Source organism: Crossiella sp. NPDC003009 (genome assembly GCF_053591555.1).
The window spans coordinates 289,595-307,768 of sequence record NZ_JBSFUA010000001.1 but is presented as its reverse complement, the minus strand read 5'-3'; the positions used below and the strand labels follow the sequence as shown (position 1 = coordinate 307,768).

General features: G+C 72.7%; 11 protein-coding genes and 1 pseudogene. 5 read left to right on the top strand and 7 right to left on the bottom strand.

Going from position 1 to position 18,174, the window contains the following annotated elements; all coding sequences use genetic code 11:
* The first annotated feature begins 13 nt into the window (after window positions 1-13).
* From ACWDY5_RS01465 to ACWDY5_RS01450, 4 genes and pseudogenes are all read left to right on the top strand, one after another.
* Window positions 14-1,273, top strand: a complete 1,260-nt coding sequence (locus tag ACWDY5_RS01465; protein ID WP_449720404.1) for a cytochrome P450 — start codon at window positions 14-16, stop codon at window positions 1,271-1,273.
* 36 nt (window positions 1,274-1,309) lie between these two features.
* Window positions 1,310-6,835, top strand: a pseudogene (locus ACWDY5_RS01460) (type I polyketide synthase); the annotation flags it as partial.
* A 3-nt stretch (window positions 6,836-6,838) separates the two neighbouring features.
* Complete coding sequence (locus tag ACWDY5_RS01455) at window positions 6,839-10,846, top strand: type I polyketide synthase (RefSeq protein WP_449720403.1); 4,008 nt, start codon at window positions 6,839-6,841, stop codon at window positions 10,844-10,846.
* 57 nt (window positions 10,847-10,903) lie between these two features.
* A complete protein-coding gene (locus tag ACWDY5_RS01450; RefSeq protein ID WP_449720402.1) occupies window positions 10,904-12,424 on the top strand; it encodes a carboxylesterase/lipase family protein in 1,521 nt (506 codons plus the stop codon).
* Here the strand turns inward: ACWDY5_RS01450 and ACWDY5_RS01445 are convergent.
* The 7 genes from ACWDY5_RS01445 to ACWDY5_RS01415 form a co-directional block, all read right to left on the bottom strand.
* Window positions 12,421-12,876, bottom strand: coding sequence for an alpha/beta hydrolase (locus ACWDY5_RS01445; RefSeq protein WP_449720401.1), 456 nt, complete (start codon window positions 12,874-12,876; stop codon window positions 12,421-12,423). The two genes, ACWDY5_RS01450 and ACWDY5_RS01445, sit on opposite strands and share 4 nt — an antisense overlap.
* A 22-nt stretch (window positions 12,877-12,898) precedes the next feature.
* Complete coding sequence (locus ACWDY5_RS01440) at window positions 12,899-13,501, bottom strand: vitamin K epoxide reductase family protein (protein WP_449720400.1); 603 nt, start codon at window positions 13,499-13,501, stop codon at window positions 12,899-12,901.
* The gene (locus tag ACWDY5_RS01435; protein ID WP_449720399.1) at window positions 13,498-14,175 is read right to left on the bottom strand and encodes a DsbA family protein; all 678 of its coding nucleotides are present in this window, start codon (window positions 14,173-14,175) and stop codon (window positions 13,498-13,500) included. The genes ACWDY5_RS01440 and ACWDY5_RS01435 overlap by 4 nt, the downstream gene beginning before the upstream one ends.
* Window positions 14,176-14,270: 95 nt before the next feature.
* Window positions 14,271-14,663, bottom strand: a complete 393-nt coding sequence (locus tag ACWDY5_RS01430; RefSeq protein WP_449720398.1) for a hypothetical protein — start codon at window positions 14,661-14,663, stop codon at window positions 14,271-14,273.
* Window positions 14,664-14,677: 14 nt separating this feature from the next.
* The gene (locus ACWDY5_RS01425) at window positions 14,678-15,082 is read right to left on the bottom strand and encodes a hypothetical protein (protein ID WP_449720397.1); all 405 of its coding nucleotides are present in this window, start codon (window positions 15,080-15,082) and stop codon (window positions 14,678-14,680) included.
* Window positions 14,985-16,337: a hypothetical protein gene (locus tag ACWDY5_RS01420; protein WP_449720396.1), complete on the bottom strand. Its 1,353-nt coding sequence runs from the start codon at window positions 16,335-16,337 to the stop codon at window positions 14,985-14,987. The genes ACWDY5_RS01425 and ACWDY5_RS01420 overlap by 98 nt, the downstream gene beginning before the upstream one ends.
* A gap of 2 nt (window positions 16,338-16,339) precedes the next feature.
* Window positions 16,340-17,569, bottom strand: coding sequence for an MFS transporter (locus ACWDY5_RS01415; protein WP_449720395.1), 1,230 nt, complete (start codon window positions 17,567-17,569; stop codon window positions 16,340-16,342).
* A gap of 63 nt (window positions 17,570-17,632) precedes the next feature.
* Here ACWDY5_RS01415 and ACWDY5_RS01410 point away from each other — a divergent pair, with 63 nt between their 5' ends.
* Window positions 17,633-18,163 carry a CGNR zinc finger domain-containing protein gene (locus ACWDY5_RS01410; RefSeq protein WP_449720394.1) on the top strand — a complete coding sequence of 177 codons (531 nt, stop codon included), beginning with the start codon at window positions 17,633-17,635 and terminating at the stop codon, window positions 18,161-18,163.
* The last annotated feature ends 11 nt before the right edge of the window (window positions 18,164-18,174 follow it).

The window sequence follows — 18,174 nt, the reverse complement described above, 5'->3', positions numbered from 1 at the left end:
GGAAGCGGGAACGATGAGCCTTGTCCAGGAAAGGGTCGCCAGCCGCGACAACCCGCTCTACAGGTTGCTGGAGCCGGAAACCCTCGCCGACCCGTACCCGCTGCTGGCCAAGTGGCGGGAGTCGGGCCCGATCGAGACCGAGGACGGGTCGCTGATCATCAGCGACTACGCCACCTGCATGGCGATCCTGCGGGACCACGCCGCCATGGGCAACGACACCCTGGCCTCTCCCGCGATGCGCAAGGTGTTCCCGGAGGCCACCGAGGAACCGGTGCTCAACTCCATCTTCTTCCTCGACGATCCCGCGCACGGCAGGCAGCGCAGGCTGGTGACCAAGGCGTTCACCCCGCGGATCACCGCCCGCTACGAGCCCTGGATCACCGGGATCGTGGAGGAGCTGTTCGCGAAGTTCATCGCTGACGGGGAGTTCGACGGGGTGGAGGACCTGGCCACCGGCCTGTCCCTCGGCGTGATCGCCAAGCTGCTGGACATCCCGGCCGAGGACATCCCGCAGCTGCGCGAGTGGTCCAGCGACATGGCGCTGTCCACCGAGCTGCCCACCCTGGTGGCCAGCTTCCACTCCGCGGAGGTGTTCACCAGGGACGAGCTGATCCGGCTCACCCAGACCACCACCACGGTGCACACCTACTTCGCCGACCTCATCTTCAAGCGCCGCAAGAACCTGGGTGAGGACCTGATCTCCAGCCTGATCCGCACCGAGCACGAGGGCCGCAAGCTCTCCCGGCGCGAGATCACCAACACGGTGGCCACGGTGTTCATCGCCGCGCACGAGTCGACCACCAACCTGATCACCAACGGCCTGCTCGCGCTCTCCCGCCACCCCGGCCAGCTGGAGCTGCTGCGCCAGGACCCGTCGCTGGCCATGGACTGCGTCGACGAGTCGCTGCGCTACGACTGCCCGATCCTGCTGATCGGCCGGGTCGCGCTGGAAGGCAAGCGGGTCAACGGGATCGACATCGACAAGGACACCATCGTCACGCTGGTGATCGGCTCGGGCAACCGGGACGAGCGGGAGTTCCCGCAGGCCGATGAGTTCCGCATCCAGCGGCGTAGCAAGAGCATGGGCCTGGCCTTCGGCGTCGGCGCACACTACTGCCTGGGCAACAGCCTGGCCAAGCTGGAGGCCGAGATCGTCTTCCGCACGGTCGCCGAGCGCCTGCGCGAGTTCCACGTGCACGAGGACTCGCTGAGCTACCGCAGGCACGTGGTGGTGCGCGGCCTCGACACCCAGCGCATCACCTTCACCGCCTGATCCCGCCAGCCATGTCCACGAGGTGAACCAGTGTCCACAGTCGACGACGGCAAGATCCGCCAGTACCTGAAGAAGGTGACCGCGGACCTGCTCGCCACCAGGGAGCGTCTGCGCGAGGCCGAACAGCGCGACGACGAGCCGATCGCGGTGATCGGCATGTCCTGCCGCCTGCCCGGCGGCGTCGACTCCCCCGCCGCCCTGTGGGACCTGGTCGACGGCGGGGTGGACGCGATCTCGGAGTTCCCGCGCGACCGGCACTGGCCGATCGAGGAGCTCTACGACCCCGACCCGAACTCCCAGCAGGCCCGCCGCACCTACGTGCGCGAGGGCGGGTTCCTGGACGGGGCGGGGCAGTTCGACGCGGGCTTCTTCGGCATCTCGCCGAAGGAGGCGCTGGTGATGGACCCGCAGCAGCGGCTGATGCTGGAGCTCACCTGGGAGGCCTTCGAGTCCGCCGGGATCCGGCCGGAGTCCGTGGCGGGCAGCCGAACCGGGGTCTTCGCCGGGGCGTCCAGCAACGACTACCAGATGCTGTGGCAGGGCACCACGCAGTACTCCCAGTACGCGATCACCGGCAGCACGATGAGCGTGATCTCCGGGCGGGTGGCCTTCGCCTTCGACTTCAGCGGGCCCGCGGTCACCATCGACACCGCCTGCTCTTCTTCTTTGGTGGCAACGCACCTGGCCGCGCGGGCGCTGCGCGCGGGTGAGTGCGGGCTGGCGCTGGCCGGTGGGGTGACCGTGCTGTCCACCCCCGGCACCTTCGTCGAGTTCTGCGGCCAGGGCGTGACCTCACGCGACGCGCGCAGCAAGGCCTTCGCCGCCGCGGCCAACGGCGCGATCTGGGCCGAGGGCGCCGGACTGCTGCTGCTGGAACGCCTCAGCGACGCCCGGCGCAACGGCCACCAGGTGCTGGCACTGCTGCGCGGTTCGGCGATCAACCAGGACGGCACCAGCAACGGCCTGTCCGCGCCGAACGGGACCGCGCAGCAGGAGGTGATCAGGGCCGCACTGGCCGATGCCAACCTTTCCCCCGCCGAGGTCGACGCGGTGGAGGCGCACGGCACCGGCACCCCGCTGGGCGACCCGATCGAGGGCACCGCGCTGGTGGCCACCTACGGCGAGCACCGGCCGGACGGCCGGCCGCTGTGGCTGGGTTCGCTGAAGTCCAACATCGGGCACACCCAGGCCGCGGCCGGAGTGGCCGGCGCGATCAAGATGATCATGGCGATGCGGCACGGGCGCGCGCCGAAGTCGCTGCACGTGGACGCGCCGACGCCCAAGGTGGACTGGGGCGTGGACGCGGTCACCGTGCTGGCCGAGGCGGTCGACTGGCCCGCGCACGGGCGGCCGCGACGGGCCGGGGTGTCCTCCTTCGGGATCAGCGGCACCAACGCGCACATCATCCTCGAGGAACCACCGGCCGAAGATATGTCCACTGTGGACACCGAGTCGGCGCTGCCGCTGCTGCCGTGGACGGTCTCCGGCAAGACGCCCGGCGCGCTGCGTGCCCAGGCCGCCCGGCTGGCGGAGTTCGCCGAGCGGGACCAGGCCACCGCGGCGGGCATCGCGCACGCGCTGGCCACCGGGCGGACCCACTTCCGGCACCGCCTCACCGTCTTCGGCCGGGACAAGGCCGAGCTGGTCGCGGAGCTGCGCCGCCGCGCCGAGACCACGGACGGCGTGGTCGCCGGTGGCTCGCTCGGGGTGCTGTTCACCGGTCAGGGGGCGCAGCGGCTCGGCATGGGCCTGCGGCTGGCCGAGGTCTTCCCCGCCTTCGCCGCTGCCTTCGAGGAGGTGTGCGGGCACCTGGACGAGCACCTGCCGCGCCCGCTGCGCGAGGTGCTGGCCCAGGACGAGGAACTGCTGCACCGCACCGACTTCGCCCAGGCCGCGCTGTTCGCGGTGGAGGTGGCGCTGTACCGGCTGGCCGAGTCCAGCGGCCTGCGCCCGGCCTACCTGCTCGGGCACTCCATCGGCGAGATCACCGCGGCGCACGTGGCCGGGGTCTGGCCGGTGGCCGACGCCGCCCGGCTGGTCGCCGCACGCGGTCGCCTGATGGCCGCGCTGCCCGCCGGTGGCGCGATGGTGGCCGTGCAGGGCACCGAGGTGGAGGTGGCCGCCGCGCTGGCCGGGCGCGAGCACCTGGTGTCCATCGCGGCGGTGAACTCGGCCGACTCGGTGGTCATCTCCGGTGCCGCCGCCGAGGTCAAGGCGCTGGCGGCGAAGTGGGCCGCCGACGGCCGCAAGACCAAGCGGCTGCGGGTCAGCCACGCCTTCCACTCACCCCTGATGGAACCCATGCTCGCCGAGTTCAAAGCGGTCGTCACCGGTTTGACCAGTGCCGCACCAGTTATACCGGTGATCTCCAATCTGACCGGTGGAATCGCCACTAACCAGCAGTTGCGCGACCCCGGCTACTGGGTCGAGCACGTGCGCCAGGCGGTCCGGTTCCACGACGGGCTGGTCACCGCGCGGGCGAACGGGGTCGGCACGCTGCTGGAGCTCGGGCCGGATGCGGTGCTCACCGCGCTGTCCCGGCAGGACGCCGGCCCTGCCGAGGCCGCGGTCCCGGCCCTGCGCAAGGACCACGACGAGGCAGAGAGCCTGCTGCGTGCGCTCGGCGAGCTGCACACCCGCGGCATCGACCTGGACTGGTCCGCGGTGCTGCCGCCCGCGCCTGCCCGGCTGGCCGACCTGCCCACCTACGCCTTCCAGCACGAGCACTACTGGCTGGTGCCCGACGGCGACTCGGTCAACCTGAAGTCCGCCGGTCTGGCCGCGGCCGGGCACCCGCTGCTGGGCGCGGTGCTGGCCACCGCCGAGGGCGACGGCGTGGTGCTCACCGGCCGCCTGTCCCTGCAGGATCAGCCGTGGCTGTCCGGGCACCAGGTGCGCGGCGTGCCGATCCTGGCCGGCACCGCGTTCCTGGAGTTCGCGCTGGCCGCGGGCGAGCAGGTCGGCTGCGACGCGGTGGAGGAGCTGACCGTGCAGGCGCCGCTGGCGCTGCCGGAGACCGGCGGGGTGCAGATCCAGGTGGTGCTCGGCGGCGAGGAGGAGTCCGGCCGCCGCTCGGTGCGGGTCTTCTCCCGGCCGGACCAGGACTCCGGGCGCTGGCGCGGGCACGCCACCGGCTTCGTCGGCGTGCGCACCGCGGTGCCCGAGGCCGCGCTGGTGCAGTGGCCGCCGGCCGACGTCACACAGATCGACGTCTCCGAGGTCTACGACGAGGTGGTAGCAGGCCGCCACTTCTCCTACCAGGGCGCCTTCCGCAGCCTGCGCACGCTGTGGCGGCGGGACACCCCGGCCGGTCCGGAGATGTTCGCCGAGGTCGCGCTGCCGGTGGAGGCCGCGGGCGACGCGGCCAGGTACAACCTGCACCCGGCGCTGCTGGACGCGGTGCTGCACGCGGTCGGCCTCGGCCCGCAGCTGAACGCCATCGACGAGGGCCACGGCTCGATGCCGTTCTCCTGGTCCGGGCTGTCGCTGTTCGCCTCCGGCGCCTCGATGCTGCGGGTGCGCATCACCGGCGACGACGGCGATGTGGCGATCACCCTGGCCGACGGCTCCGGCGCCACGGTGGCCACGGTCGACTCACTGCTGTTCCGGCCGCTGCCCGCCGACGCGGCCCACCTGCACGCCGCCGAGGAGGACGACTCGGCGCTGTTCACGCAGGACTGGGTTCAGTTGCCGCTGACCTTCGGCACGGAGTCGGCGGCGGAGAACTGGGTCGCGCTCGGTGGGCGGGCACCGGGCCGGGTGCCCGAACTGCCCGCACCCGGGAGCCTCGTGCCCGACCTGGCCGCACTCCGCGAGCTGGTCGGGACCGAGAACCCCGTGCCAGAGGCCGTGTTCGCCCGGATCGAGCGCCCCGAGGGCGAGGTCACCTCGGCCGTGCGCACCGCGGTCGGCGACCTCGCCGCACTGCTGCGGGACTGGCTGACCGACCCGCGTTTCGCCGACTCCGCGCTGGTCCTCTGCTCCCAGCAGTCCCTCGCGGTCACCCCCGGCGAGCAGCCCGACCCGGTCACCGCCGCCGCCTGGGGACTCGCCCGCTCCGCGCAGATGGAACACCCCGGCCGCATCCTGTTGGTCGACACCGACGACCTGCGCTCCTGGCCCCGGCTCGCCGTGTCCACCGCCCAGGCCGCCCGCGAACCACAGGTGGCCCTGCGCGACGGCGCGGTCTACGCGCCCCGCCTGCACCGCGCCACCCCTGGCGACGGCCAGCGGCCGCTCGATCCCGAGGGCACCGTGCTGATCACCGGTGGTGGCGGGCAGCTGGGCGCGGTGTTCGCCCGGCACCTGGCCGCGCAGGGCGCGCGGCGGATCGTGCTGCTGTCCCGGCGCGGTACCGCCCCGCCCGAGCTGGTCGACGCACTGACCGAGCTGGGCGCGGAAACCGTGCTGGCCCAAGGGGATGTGGCAGTGCGCGCGGACGTCGAGCGGGTGCTGGCCGACATCCCGGCCGAGCACCCGCTGACCGCGGTAATCCACGCCGCCGGGGTGCTCGACGACAGCACGGTGGAGACGCTGACGCCGGAGCAGCTGGAGAACGTGTTGCGGCCCAAGGTCGACGGCGGCTGGCACCTGCACGAGCTGACCAAGGACCTCGACCTGGCGCTGTTCGCCTGCTTCTCCTCCGCAGCCGGGGTGTTCGGCACCGCGGGGCAGGGTGCGTACGCGGCGGCCAACAGCTTCCTGGACGCCCTGGTGAGCGGCCGGCCCGGCGGTGTCTCGCTGGCCTGGGGCCTGTGGGCCGCGGCCGAGCAGGACGGCATGGCCGCCACCATCACCGCGGCCAACCAGGCCCGGCTGGACCGCACCGGAATCCGCGGGCTGACCGAGGCCCAGGGCATCGCGTTGTGGGAGGCCGCGCTGGCCTCGGGCCGACACCACCTGGTCCCGTTCCGGGTCGACCTGGGCGTGATCGCCAAGCTGGGCGCGGATCAGATCCCGCCGCTGCTGCGCGATGTCGTCCGGCGCTCGGCCCGGCGCACCGCCGCCGGCCAGCGCGGCGGCGCACCGGCGGAAACCCCGCAGGCGCTGGCGCGGCGGCTGACCGGGCTGAGCCCAGAGGAACGCGACCGGCAGCTGACCAACCTGGTGCGCGGGCACGTCGCCGCCGTGCTCGGCTACACCTCCGCCGACGACGTCCCGGCCGAGGGCGCCTTCGGTGACCTCGGCTTCGACTCGCTCAGCTCGGTGGAGCTGCGCAACCGGATCAACAGCGCGACCGGGCTGCGGCTGCCCGCGACGCTGGTGTTCGACCACCCCACCCCGGCCGCGCTGGCCGGGCACCTCGGCCAGGAGATCGCCCCCGACGCCAAGGACACCGGCGGCGGGACCGAGGTCGCCGAGCTGACCGCGCTGGAAGACGCGGTGCGGCAACGGGTGCTGAGCGAGGAACAGCGCGGCGCGCTGCGCAAGCGCCTGCACGGCCTGCTCGCCTCCCTCGGTGAGACGCCGGGCCAGGACGTCGCGGCGGAGCTGACCGCGGCCTCGGTCGAGGAGTTGTACGCCTTCGTGGACCGCGAACTGGGTCCGGGAAAGGAAAACTGAGCCATGTCCGATGACCCCAAACTCCTCGACTACTTCAAGCGGGTGACCGCGGAGCTGCACCGCACCAGGGAACGCCTGCGGGAGCTGGAGAACCCGGCGGAAGACCCGATCGCGGTGGTGGGCATGGGCTGCCGGTTCGGCGGCGGCGTCAGCTCGCCCGACGAGCTGTGGGACGTGCTCGCCGACGGCCGCGACGTGATCACCGAGTTCCCGGCGGACCGGGGCTGGACGCCGGAGGCGGTGTACCACCCGGAACCGGGCACCCCCGGCAAGTCCTACGTGCGCGCGGGCGGGTTCCTGACCGGGGCGGCCGAGTTCGACCCCGGCTTCTTCGGCATCTCCCCGCGCGAGGCGCTGGGCATGGACCCGCAGCAGCGGATCATCATGGAGGTCGCCTGGCAGGCCCTCGCCGACGCCGGGATCGACCCGGCCGACCTGCGCGGCAGCCGCACCGGTGTCTACATCGGACTGTCCAATTCGGACTACATGGCGGCGGTGACCGAGGTGCCGCAGGAGCTCGTCGGCCAGTTCTCCATCGGCAACGCGCCCAGCGTGACCTCCGGGCGGCTGTCCTACTTCTTCGACTTCGAGGGCCCGTCCGTCACCGTGGACACCGCCTGCTCCTCCTCGCTGGTCAGCCTGCACCTGGCCGCGCAGGCCCTGCGCAACGGCGAGTGCTCGCTGGCGCTGGCCGGTGGCGTCACCGTGTTGTCCAGCCCGGTGCTGTTCGTGGAGTTCAGCCAGCAGCGCGCGCTGGCCCCGGACGGCCGCTGCAAACCCTTCGCCGCCAACGCCGACGGCACCGCCTGGGGCGAGGGCGCGGGAGTCGTTGTGCTGGAACGCCTTTCCGAGGCCCGCCGCAACGGCCACCAGGTGCTCGCGCTGCTGCGCGGCTCCGCGGTCAACTCCGACGGCACCTCCAGCGGCCTGACCGCGCCGAACGGCCCCTCCCAGCAACGCGTGATCAGCGCCGCGCTGACCTCGGCCGGGCTCGCCGCCGCCGACGTCGACGTGGTGGAGGCGCACGGCACCGGCACCCCGCTCGGCGACCCGATCGAGGCCGAGGCCCTGCTGGCCACCTACGGCCGCGCCCGCGCCGCCGACCGCCCCCTGCTGGTCGGCGCGGTGAAGTCCAACCTCGGCCACACCCAGGCCGCGGCCGGGGTGGCCGGGGTGCTGAAGGTGTTGCTGGCCATGCGGCACGGCGTGCTACCCGGCACGGTCGGCGTGGGCGAGCCGAACCCGAGGGTGGACTGGGACAGCGGCGCGCTGGCACTGCTCAACAAGTCCGTGCCGTGGCCGGAAACCGGCCGCCCGCGCCGGGCCGGGGTGTCCGCCTTCGGCGTCAGCGGCACCAACGCGCACGTCATCCTGGAACAGGCCGAGACCGTCCCCGAACCCGCCCCAGCCGCCACCAAGAGCCTTCCACTGCTGCCCTGGCTGCTCTCGGCGAAAACCCCGGAAGCCCTGCCCGCGCAAGCACATGCACTGCTGGAGCACGTGCGCCGGACCGCACCCGACCCGCTGGACCTGGCCTGCTCGCTGGCCACCCAGCGTGGCCATCTGCCCTGCCGCGCGGTCATCTTCGGCCGCACCCTGGACGACCTCACCGAGGCGCTGGCCGCACTGGCCACCCACCGCGGTTCGCACGCGGTCATCGCGGGCAACGCGGTCGGCGACGGCAGCACCGCGTTCCTGTTCCCCGGCCACGGCATGCAGTGGGAGGGCATGGCCACCGCGCTCAGCGCCGAGTCGGAGGTCTTCCGCACCCAGCTGGCCGAGTGCGAGAAGGCGGTCACCCCGTTCGTCTCCTGGTCCCTCGGCGAGGTGCTGCGGGGCGAGCCGGGCGCGCCGCCGGTGCACCGCCCGGATGTGGTGCAGGTGGCCAACGTGGCGGTGATGATCGCGCTGACCGCGCTGTGGCGCTCGGTCGGCGTGCACCCCGGCGCGGTGGCCGGGCACTCCCTCGGCGAGATCGCGGCGGCCTGGGCCGCCGGCGCGCTGTCCCTGCCGGACGCGATGCGGGTCGCGGCCACCCGAGGCCGCCTGATGGCCGCCCTGGACGACGGCCCCGCCGGGATGCTGGCCTTGCCACTGCCGGAGTCCGATGCCCGCGCGCTGTTCGCGGATTTGACGGACCGGCTCTGGATCGCCGCGGTGAACAGCCCGTTCGCGGTCACCGTCGCGGGCGATGTGGATGCGATCGAGGAGCTGCTGGAACGCTGTGGCACCAGGGGAATCCGCGCCCGCCGGGTGCAGATCGAGGTCGCCTCGCACACCCCCCGGATGGAACCGCTGCACGCAGAGCTGGTCACCGCGCTGGCCCCGCTGCTGCCACAGAAGCCCACGGTGCCGCTGGTTTCCGGCCACAGTGGACAGTGGATCGGCGAGGAACCGCTGGACGGCGAGTACTGGTACCGCACGGTCCGCGAACCGGTCCGCTTCGACCGCGCCGCCGAAGCCCTGCTGACCGACGGGCACCGGGTGTTCATCGAGGTGAGCGCGCACCCGCTGCTGGTGCACCCGGTGAGTGAGTCCATTGGCGCGGCAGGGGTTTCCGCTCTGGCGGTGCAGACGCTGCACCGCGATGACGCCGGCCTGTCTCGGTTCGTGCGCGCACTCGGCGAGGCCTACATCGCCGGTGTGGCCATCGACTGGCAGGCGGTGTTCGCGGGCACCGGCGCACAACGGGTCTCGCTGCCCGGCTACGCCTTCCAGCGGGACCGCTACTGGCTGCACCGGGAATGGCAGAACCCCCGCCTCACCGCCGACGGTCAGGCCCTGCCCACCGGCGGCCCAGTCTCCCCCGCCGCCCGGCTGTGGGCGCTGCCCGAAGAGGACCGCGAGGCCGAGCTGATCGACGTGATCCGCAGCCACGTCGCCGTGGTGCTGGACCACCCGACCTCGGCGGACGTGCCGCTGGAGACGACGTTCCGGGACCAGGGCCTGGAGTCGTTGAGCGCCATGCAGTTGCGCGGCCGGGTCAGCACCGCCACCGGCATCGAGTTCAGCCTCGGCGACATCCTCAACTACCCTACCGTCACCGACCTGGCCGAACTCGCGGCGGAGAAGCTGGCCGAGATGGCCGAGCAGGACACCCTGTCCACCCCGGTCCCCGAACCAGCACCCGTTCAAGCGTCGCAGGAAACTTCGGACAGCCTCGCGTCGGTCTACATCGGCGCGATCGAGAGCGGAAAGCTCAACGCCGCCCTGCGATTGGCCCGCGCGGTATCGGAAACCAGGGAAACCTTCGACCGCGAGGACCCCAGGGACCTGGCCCGCCTGGTCAAGGTCGGCGACGGCGGCTACGGCCCACTCCTCATCGGCCTCACCCCGCCGATCTTCCCCAACCTCGACCTGCCCTACACCTACCTGCACTCGGCCCTGCGCCCCGCCTCCGAGGTCTGGTCCCTGTGGGCCCCCGGCTTCGACGGCGACATCCCCCTCCCCGCCGACCGCCCGGCCCTGTTCCGCATGCTGGCCAGAGCTGTGCTGTCCCGCTTCGCCGACACGCCCTACGTCCTGGTCGGCTACTCCTCCGGCGGCTACCTGGCCCACGGCCTGGTCGAACAACTAGAGGCGGACGGCGTCGAAGTGCCCGCCCTGGTGCTCATCGACACCTACCTGCCGGAGGCCGAGGCAGCTCAAACCGAGGTGCAGAGCGAGTTCATGCAGGAGCAGATCCGCCGCCGCGACCTGATGACCGCCTCGGTGGCCCAGCCCGGCCGCACCGCCACCACCACCGGCCAAATCGGCGCCATGGGCGGCTACAACCGCATGTTCGGCGACTGGACCCCACAACCGGTCCGCGCGCCGATCCTGCACCTGACCGCCCGCGACGGCGTCGGCGGCATCGCGGTCAACCCCACCGACCGCCGCTTCCCCCGATCGCTGGTGCATCGCCAGGAGTCCGTCCCCGGCGACCACTTCACCATGCTGTCCAGGCATGCTGAGGAGGTCGCGTCCCGCTTGCACGCGTGGCTGCCGGAAATTCTGCCGACCGGCCGATAGAGGTTTGCGATACGTTCGTATCATCAAGTGGGCGGGGCGACGAACCGGGGGGCCACGATGATCACGAAACTGCTGCTCACGATCACCACCGCACTGGCCGGTGTCACCGTGGGCCCGCCGCACGACCCGGCGCTGGCGCGCACCGACGCCGGGGTCGTGCGCGGCACGGTCAACGCGGATCACCGCAGTTTCCAAGGGATCCCGTTCGCCGCGCCGCCGACCGGACGGCTGCGCTGGCAACCGCCGCGACCGGTCACGCCGTGGCCGGGGATCCGGGCGGCCACCGCGCCGGGCTCGATCTGCGCGCAGGGCGTCCCCGGGCAGAAACCGTTGAGCGTCAACGAGGACTGCCTGTACCTCAACGTCACTACCCCCACGACGCCGGGTCCGCACCCGGTGCTGGTGTGGCTGCACGGCGGGGCGTTCACCCTCGGCGGCGGCAGCTACTACGACCCGGCCAGGATGGTGGCCAGTGGCCGGGTCGTGGTGGTCACGGTCAACTACCGGCTGGGCGTCTTCGGCTACTTCGGGCACTCGGCGCTCGGCCGGGACTCCGGTTCCTACGGCCTGCTCGACCAGCTCGCCGCGCTGCACTGGGTGCGGCGCAACGCTTCTGCCTTCGGTGGCGACCCCACCGCGATCACCGTGGCGGGCGAGTCCGCCGGCGGGCTGAGCGCCTGCGCGATGCTGACCACACCGGCCGCGGCGGGCCTGTTCCAGCGGGCGATCATCCAGAGCGGCTCCTGCGCGATGGACTGGCCGGCCAACGGCACCGCGCCCGGGGTCCGGCCGGGATCGCCGTTCCTGAGCACCGAGCGGGTGCGGGCCCAGGGCGCGGCACTGGCCGCGGCGCGCCACTGCCCGACGGTGGACTGCCTGCGCGAGCCCAGTGCGGCGGAACTGCTCGCCGAGCCACTCGCCGCCGGTTTCACACACCTGGCCTACGGCGGTCCGGTACTGACCGAACGGCCGGTCGAGGCGTTGCGCAAGGGACACGTGCTGCCGGTGCCGGTGCTGATCGGCCACACCCGGGACGAGGGCAGGCTCTTCGGCGCCTTCTTCGCCAGACCGGGTGCCGAGCAGACGATCACCGAGGCCCGCTACCGAGAACTGGCCGCCACCGCCTTCGGCAGCAAGGCCGGGCAGGTGCTGGCGCGCTACCCGGTCGCCGCGCACGGTTCGCCGATCGCCGCGTGGAGCGACGCGATGACCGACCGGGTCTGGGCCTGCCCGACGCTGGAGACGGCGCGCCTGCTCCGCGCGGTGACGCCCACCCACTCCTTCGAGTTCGCCGACCGCACCGCGCCGTCGTTGCTGCCACCGCCCAAGGACCTGCCACTCGGCGCGTACCACGGCGCCGAACTGCCGTACCTGTTCGACTCCCCCGGGGTGCTGCCCGAGCTGACCACCCCGGCGCAGCACGCGCTGTCGGCGGAGATGCTGCGGCACTGGACCGCTTTCGCCCGCGGCGAGCGACTGCCCTGGCCGCAGTCTCCAGCCGTGCGGCAACTGGGCAGGCCCGCGACCAGCCCCGCCGTGGAGCACCAGTGCGGGTTCTGGGCGGGGATCTCGGGCTAGCCGCCGAGCTGGGCGTCGAGCCAGGCGCACAACGTGTCGCTGTACTGCTCGCTGATGCCGGCGAGGTCCTCGCCTTCGTCGCGGGTGGGCAGGTGGTCGCAGCCGTCGAGTCGGTGGATGGTCAGCGGTGCGGCCCAGGTGCCCTGGCTCCAGCCCCACGCGCCGATCGGGACCTCGCCGGTGTGCCTGCGCAGGAGTTCGATGGCGGCGGCCGCGTCGTCGGCCTGTTGGGACAGCGGCACGTCGTGGCCGTCAGGACCTGGTCTGCGGTCGTAGCGCAGCACCGCGATACCGATCCTGGGCAGCAGCCGGGCCAGGTGGGCGTAGAGGAAGTACGACCGCTGACCGGCCCCCGCGCCGTGCAGGACCACGACCGCGCCCCGGACCGGCCCCGCTGGCAGGTCCAGCGTGGCCGGTAGCCGGGTGCCGTCGGCCTGGACGGTCAGTTCCATGCCTGGCAGTCAAGCACGGCGGTCAGAACAGCGTGGTCCAGTAGGTCCAGAACGCTTGCAGCACCGCGATCACGATCAGCAGGAACCAGCCGGTGAGCACCACCGTGTGGAAGGTGAGCAGCCCTCGCCAACCGCGGGGCGCCGGGAGGTGGCCGTGGTGCAGGTTGTGCAGCGTGACGTAGTAGAAGATCGGGATGGTCACCGCCCACACCGCCATGCAGTACGGGCACAGCGCGCCGATCCGGTACAGGCTCTGGAAGATCAGCCAGTGCACGAAGACCACGCCGAGAGTGGCGCCCGCTTGCAGGCCGAGCCAGAACCAGCGGTGGAACCGGGCCCCGGTCAGCAGGGCGATGCCGATGGTGGTGACCACGGCGAACCCGGCGATGCCCAGCAGTGGGTTGGGAAAGCCGAAGACCGATGCCTGCTCGGTCTTCATCACCGAGCCGCAGCTGAGCACCGGGTTCAGGCTGCAACTGGGGATATAGCCCGAGTTCCGGAGCAGTGCGATCTTCTCGATGGTGAGCACGACGGCCGCGGTGAGACCGGTCGCGCCGCCAATGGCGAGCAGCCAGGGCAGCAGGCGGAGCGGGAACGGGGCCCGCTCCGCCGGGGTGGCCGTCATTTCGCCAGTGCCGCGTCGATGGCGGCCTTGAGGACCTCGTAGCTGGCGCGCCCGGTGACCTTGGCGCCGTTGACGAAGAAGGTCGGGGTGCCCTGGACGCCGATGCTCGCGCCGTCCTTGCGGTCGGCCAGCACGCGGGTCTGGGTGGCCGGGTCGTCCAGGTCCCGTTCGAAGGTGGGCAGGTCGAGGCCGAGGCGGCGGGCGAAGCCGAGGAAGGTGGCGCGGTGGTCGGTCTGCTGGTCGCCCCACTCCCGCTGGGTCTCGAACATCAGCTGGTACATCGCCTCCAGCTTGCCCTGCCTGCCCGCCGCTTCCACCACGCGCGCGGCCAGTTCGGCGTTGCGGTGGCTGGGAATCGGGAAGTAGCGCAGCACGAAGGTGACCTTGCCCGCGTACTCCGCGCGCAGCCGCTCGACCCCGGGGTAGACCGCGCCGCAGACCTCGCACTCCAGGTCGGCGAACTCGACCACGGTGACCTTGCCGTCGGCTGCGGTGGAGAGCTTGTGGCTGTCCGGGCGGACCAGCACTTCGGCGGGCACGGTGGGCGGCGCGCTCTGCGGGCCGGGCTGGGCGGCGGGGGCCGGGGTGTTGGGGCGGGCGAAGAGGAACAGGCCGGTGAGCACCGCGGCGACCACGGCGAGCACGGTGAGGGTGATCTTGGTGTTGGCAGTCATGGGTATCCCCTGGGATCTGGGTGGATGCGGGCAGGCGCGAACGCGCGCGGGCACACGAGGTCGCCGGGACCTCGTGGCGGTGCGAACGGTTCGGCCTACGTGCGCAGCACGCAGAGCAGGGCGAGACTGGGCGCCGGGCGGTGTCGCCGGGTGGGCGGCCGGGGCGCGCTGAGCTGGGTGAGCAGGGTAGTCAGCGGTCGTGGACCGGCCAGTGCGACCAGGGTGAGCAGCACCGCGACCAGCAGCGCGAAGCAGGCGCCGAGCAGGTCGGCCGGGTCCTGCGGGCCGTGCTCGGCTGCCGCGGTCGGCTGGACAGGGACGCAGTCGTCGGCGACCAGCATCGCCACCGAGTACAGCGAGTGGCAGCCGGGCGAGTGCGGATCTTGGACGTGCGCGGACTCCTGCATCAGGACCAGGCCCACCAGCACGCCGAGGACGGCACAGGCCCGCGCGAGACCCGCTCGCGTGAACACCCCGCCCCGTCGCACGAACCCCAGGGTAGCTACTCCGCCCGCAACCCGCGCACCGCGCCCGCCCCACCCACCAGGACCAGCAGCGCCAGGCAGCCCGCGGCGATCCGACAAGCCAGGTCACCGGAGGCGAACAGGTAGCAGGCGGTGGCCAGGGCGACGCCGAGCAGGGCCAGGCGCAGGTGCAGCCAGCCCGGCGGCCGGATCGGCAGGCGGGCGCTCGATGGGAACATGATCGCCAGCAGCCCGAAAGCGACCAGATAACCGATGATCGCCGGCACGGTGCCGCTCTGGGCCGCGCAGGTGGCCAGGAAACCGGCCAGGACCAGGGTCGCGGACTCACCGAGGTGCAGGGCGGCGTGCGCGTGCCGGGGCTGGCGGCAGGCGAAGCCGAGGTTGTTCGCCAGGCGGTAGGTCGCGGCGATGAGCAGGACCACGGTGAGCAGGGCGCTCCAGGTGAGCGGCCGGGCGGGGATCGTGAGGGCGGTGGCGGCGAGGAAGGTCAGGGCGGCGGCGGTGGCCCAGCGCGGGAGGGTCCAGCGGGTCGGGGGGGCGGGACTGGGCGCGGAGGGCGAGCAGGGTGAGGGAGACGACGGCGAGGGCGGGGTGGGTCCAGTCGCCGAGTGGGCGGAGCGGGAGGACGGTCGCGGAGAGGACGAGGGTGAGAAGTCCCGCGAGGCCCAGGATGGCGGCGGTGCGCTGGGCGGCGGGCTGCCAGGGCGGGGCGGGGGTGAAGCGGAGGAGGGCTCGGCGGTCGGGCCAGAGGTCGCTGGTGGGGTCGAGGAAGTCCTGTTCCGGCAACGGTTCTGGGGCCGCGGGGGAAGAGGCGGTGGGGGCGGACGCCGAGGAGGCCGGGGCGGAGGGCGCGGCGGCCAGGCCAGCTGGCGCGGGGGCCGGGTCGGAGGCAGCGGAGGCCGGGTCGGAGGCAGCGGAGGCCGGGTCGGGGGTTATGGGGGCCGAATCGAGAGTTTCGGGAGTTGGGGCGGGGGTTGCGGGGGCTGGGCCACGGGTCGTGGTGGCTGGGTCGGTGGGTGCGGGGCTGGAGACGGAGTGTCGCGTGGTGGCGGCCGGGTTCGGTTGTGGCGGAGTCGTTGGCCTGCCCCGCCCGGCCACCCGCCGCCGCGCCGCCTCCCGCACCTTCGCCGCGAAGATCTCCTCGTGCCGCGCGTACACCACGATCGCGCCGCCGCCCACCGCCAGCAACGCGGTCAGCACCGGCGCCGTCGTCAGCCCGGGAATCCCGAACACCGCGTACCCGGCCAGCCCCGCCCGCAGGGTCAGGACCAGCACCGCCACCGCGACCACCAGCAGCGGCCCGGTCGCCCGCAGCAGCACCATCGGCACCGCCTCGCGCGGGGAGAACCTGTTGCGCCGCACCGCGAGTGAGGCACCGAAGAGCAGCGCCAGCCCGCCCCAGCCACCGACGATCACACTGGCCCGCAACGCCCGGCCGGGAGCCGCCGCGCGCTGGGCGTCCAGCAGTTCCTGGTAGCCCACCGCGGGGCCTTCCCTGGTGAGGCTGAAGCAGACGCTGCCTGGCCGCAGCGGTTTGTCGCCGCACATCGGCACGTCCACGGTGGTGTACTGCGCCTGGTAGCACATCCACAGGGCCACCAGCACCAGGATGGCGCCAACGGCCTCCAGCAGGCCGTTGGCGGCGTTGAACCTTCTGGGCGTGGTGTACGCGCTCATCGTCAGTCAGCGTAGGGCCGAATCGTTTTCGTGCCAGGGGACTCCGGCAAGTCAGGACATTTGTACCGTCCACTGCGGACAGTGGTCAGCTGGGCGAGCGCGGCGAGTGCGGCCAGCAGCGCGATCAGCACCAGCGCCAGTCGCAGGTCGAACTGGCCCGCGATGAACCCGATGGTCGGCGGCGCGAGCAGGATGCCCGCGTAGCCCATCAGCGCGGCCAGTGCCACCCCGCCGGGTCCGCCGAGCGCGCCGGCGCCCGCGATGGCCAGCGGGAAGATGTTCGCCAGTCCCACGCCGGTCAGCACCAGACCGGCGAAGGCCAGCCACAGACTGGAGGACAGCGCGACCGCCAGCGTGCCCGCGCACGCGAGCAACCCGCCGACCACCACGACCCTGGTCTGCCCGAACCGTTCCACCAGCGCGGTGCCGGCGAGCCTGCCGATGGCCATGGTGCCCTGGACGATCGCGTAGCCGATCGCGGCCAGACCGGCGCCGGCACCCAGGTTCTCGGTGAGGTGCAACGGAATCCAGTTGTCCAGCCCGCCCTGGCTGTAGGCGGCGCACAGCCCGATCACGCCGAAGACCACCACACCAGGAGTGGGCCTGCGAGCTCGCCCGTGCGCCGCGACCGCCTCCTGACGCGGGATCGGGCTCGCCAGCAGCATCCGGCCCGCGATCACGGTGGCCAGCAAGCCGATCGGCAGCACCAGCAGCAGGTGCCCGGCGGGTGAGAGGTGGGCGGCGAGCAGGCCGCCGAGCGCGGCTCCGACCAGGCTGCCGATGCTGTTCGCGGCGTGCAGGCTGGGCATGATCGGCCTGCGCAGCGCCTCCGCCAGCTCCACCGCGACGCTATTGACCGCCACGTCGATGCCGCCGTAGGCGATGCCGAAGACGAGCAGCGCGACGGCCAGCGCGGGTGCGGAGTGGGTGAGCGCGGGCAGCACGACCGTCAGCGACAGCAGCCCACCGGTCGCGACCGTGACCTGGCGGCTGCCGAACCGGCGGCACACCGCCCCGCTGACCGACATGGTCGCCACCGCGGCCGCCGACAACGCCAGCAGGGCCAGTCCCAGCGCCGCCGGTGACGCGCCCACCTGCTCCTTCACCGCGGGGATGCGCACCGCCCAGCTGGCGAAGACGAACCCGGCCAGCGCGAAGAACAACGTGGTCGCCGCCCGCGCCCTGACCACTGTCGCGTCCGGCAGCGTGATCTCGGCTTGTTTACCAGTCATACGGATAGACGGTAAGACTGCACGCGATACCGGTCAACCGGTATGGTGGTAAACATGGTGTCGATGAGTGTCGCTCCGGGCGGACTCGAACAGGTGCGGGCCTTCCTCAACACCTGGCGACTGCCGCACGAGACCAGGACCCCGGCGGACGACCTGCCTGAGCTGGCCGCGGACAAGCGGGCCTGGCGGGCGCAGTTCCCCGAGGTGCCGCCGCCCGCGCCCGGCGAGGTGCCGGAGCTGACCGAGCTGCGCACCGCGCTGCGGGAGTCGCTGGGCCAGTCAGCGCCAGCCGGGCTGAACACGTGGTTCGAACGCCATCCGATCCGGGTGACCGTGGGCGAGGAGTCACCGATCCGCTACGTCGCCGAGGACGGCGGCGCGGTGTCCGCACTGCTGGTCCTGGTCACCGGGGCGCTGGCGCACGAGGTCTGGGCGCGGCTGAAGTCCTGCCCGGACTGCCGCAACGTCTTCTACGACCACAGCCGCAACCGCAGCCGGACCTGGTGCGCGATGTACGCCGAGACGCCCGACGGCCGGGCCTGCGGCAGCATCGCCAAGGTCCGCGCCTACCGCAGCCGGAAACGCGACAGCTGAGGGCCGGGGCG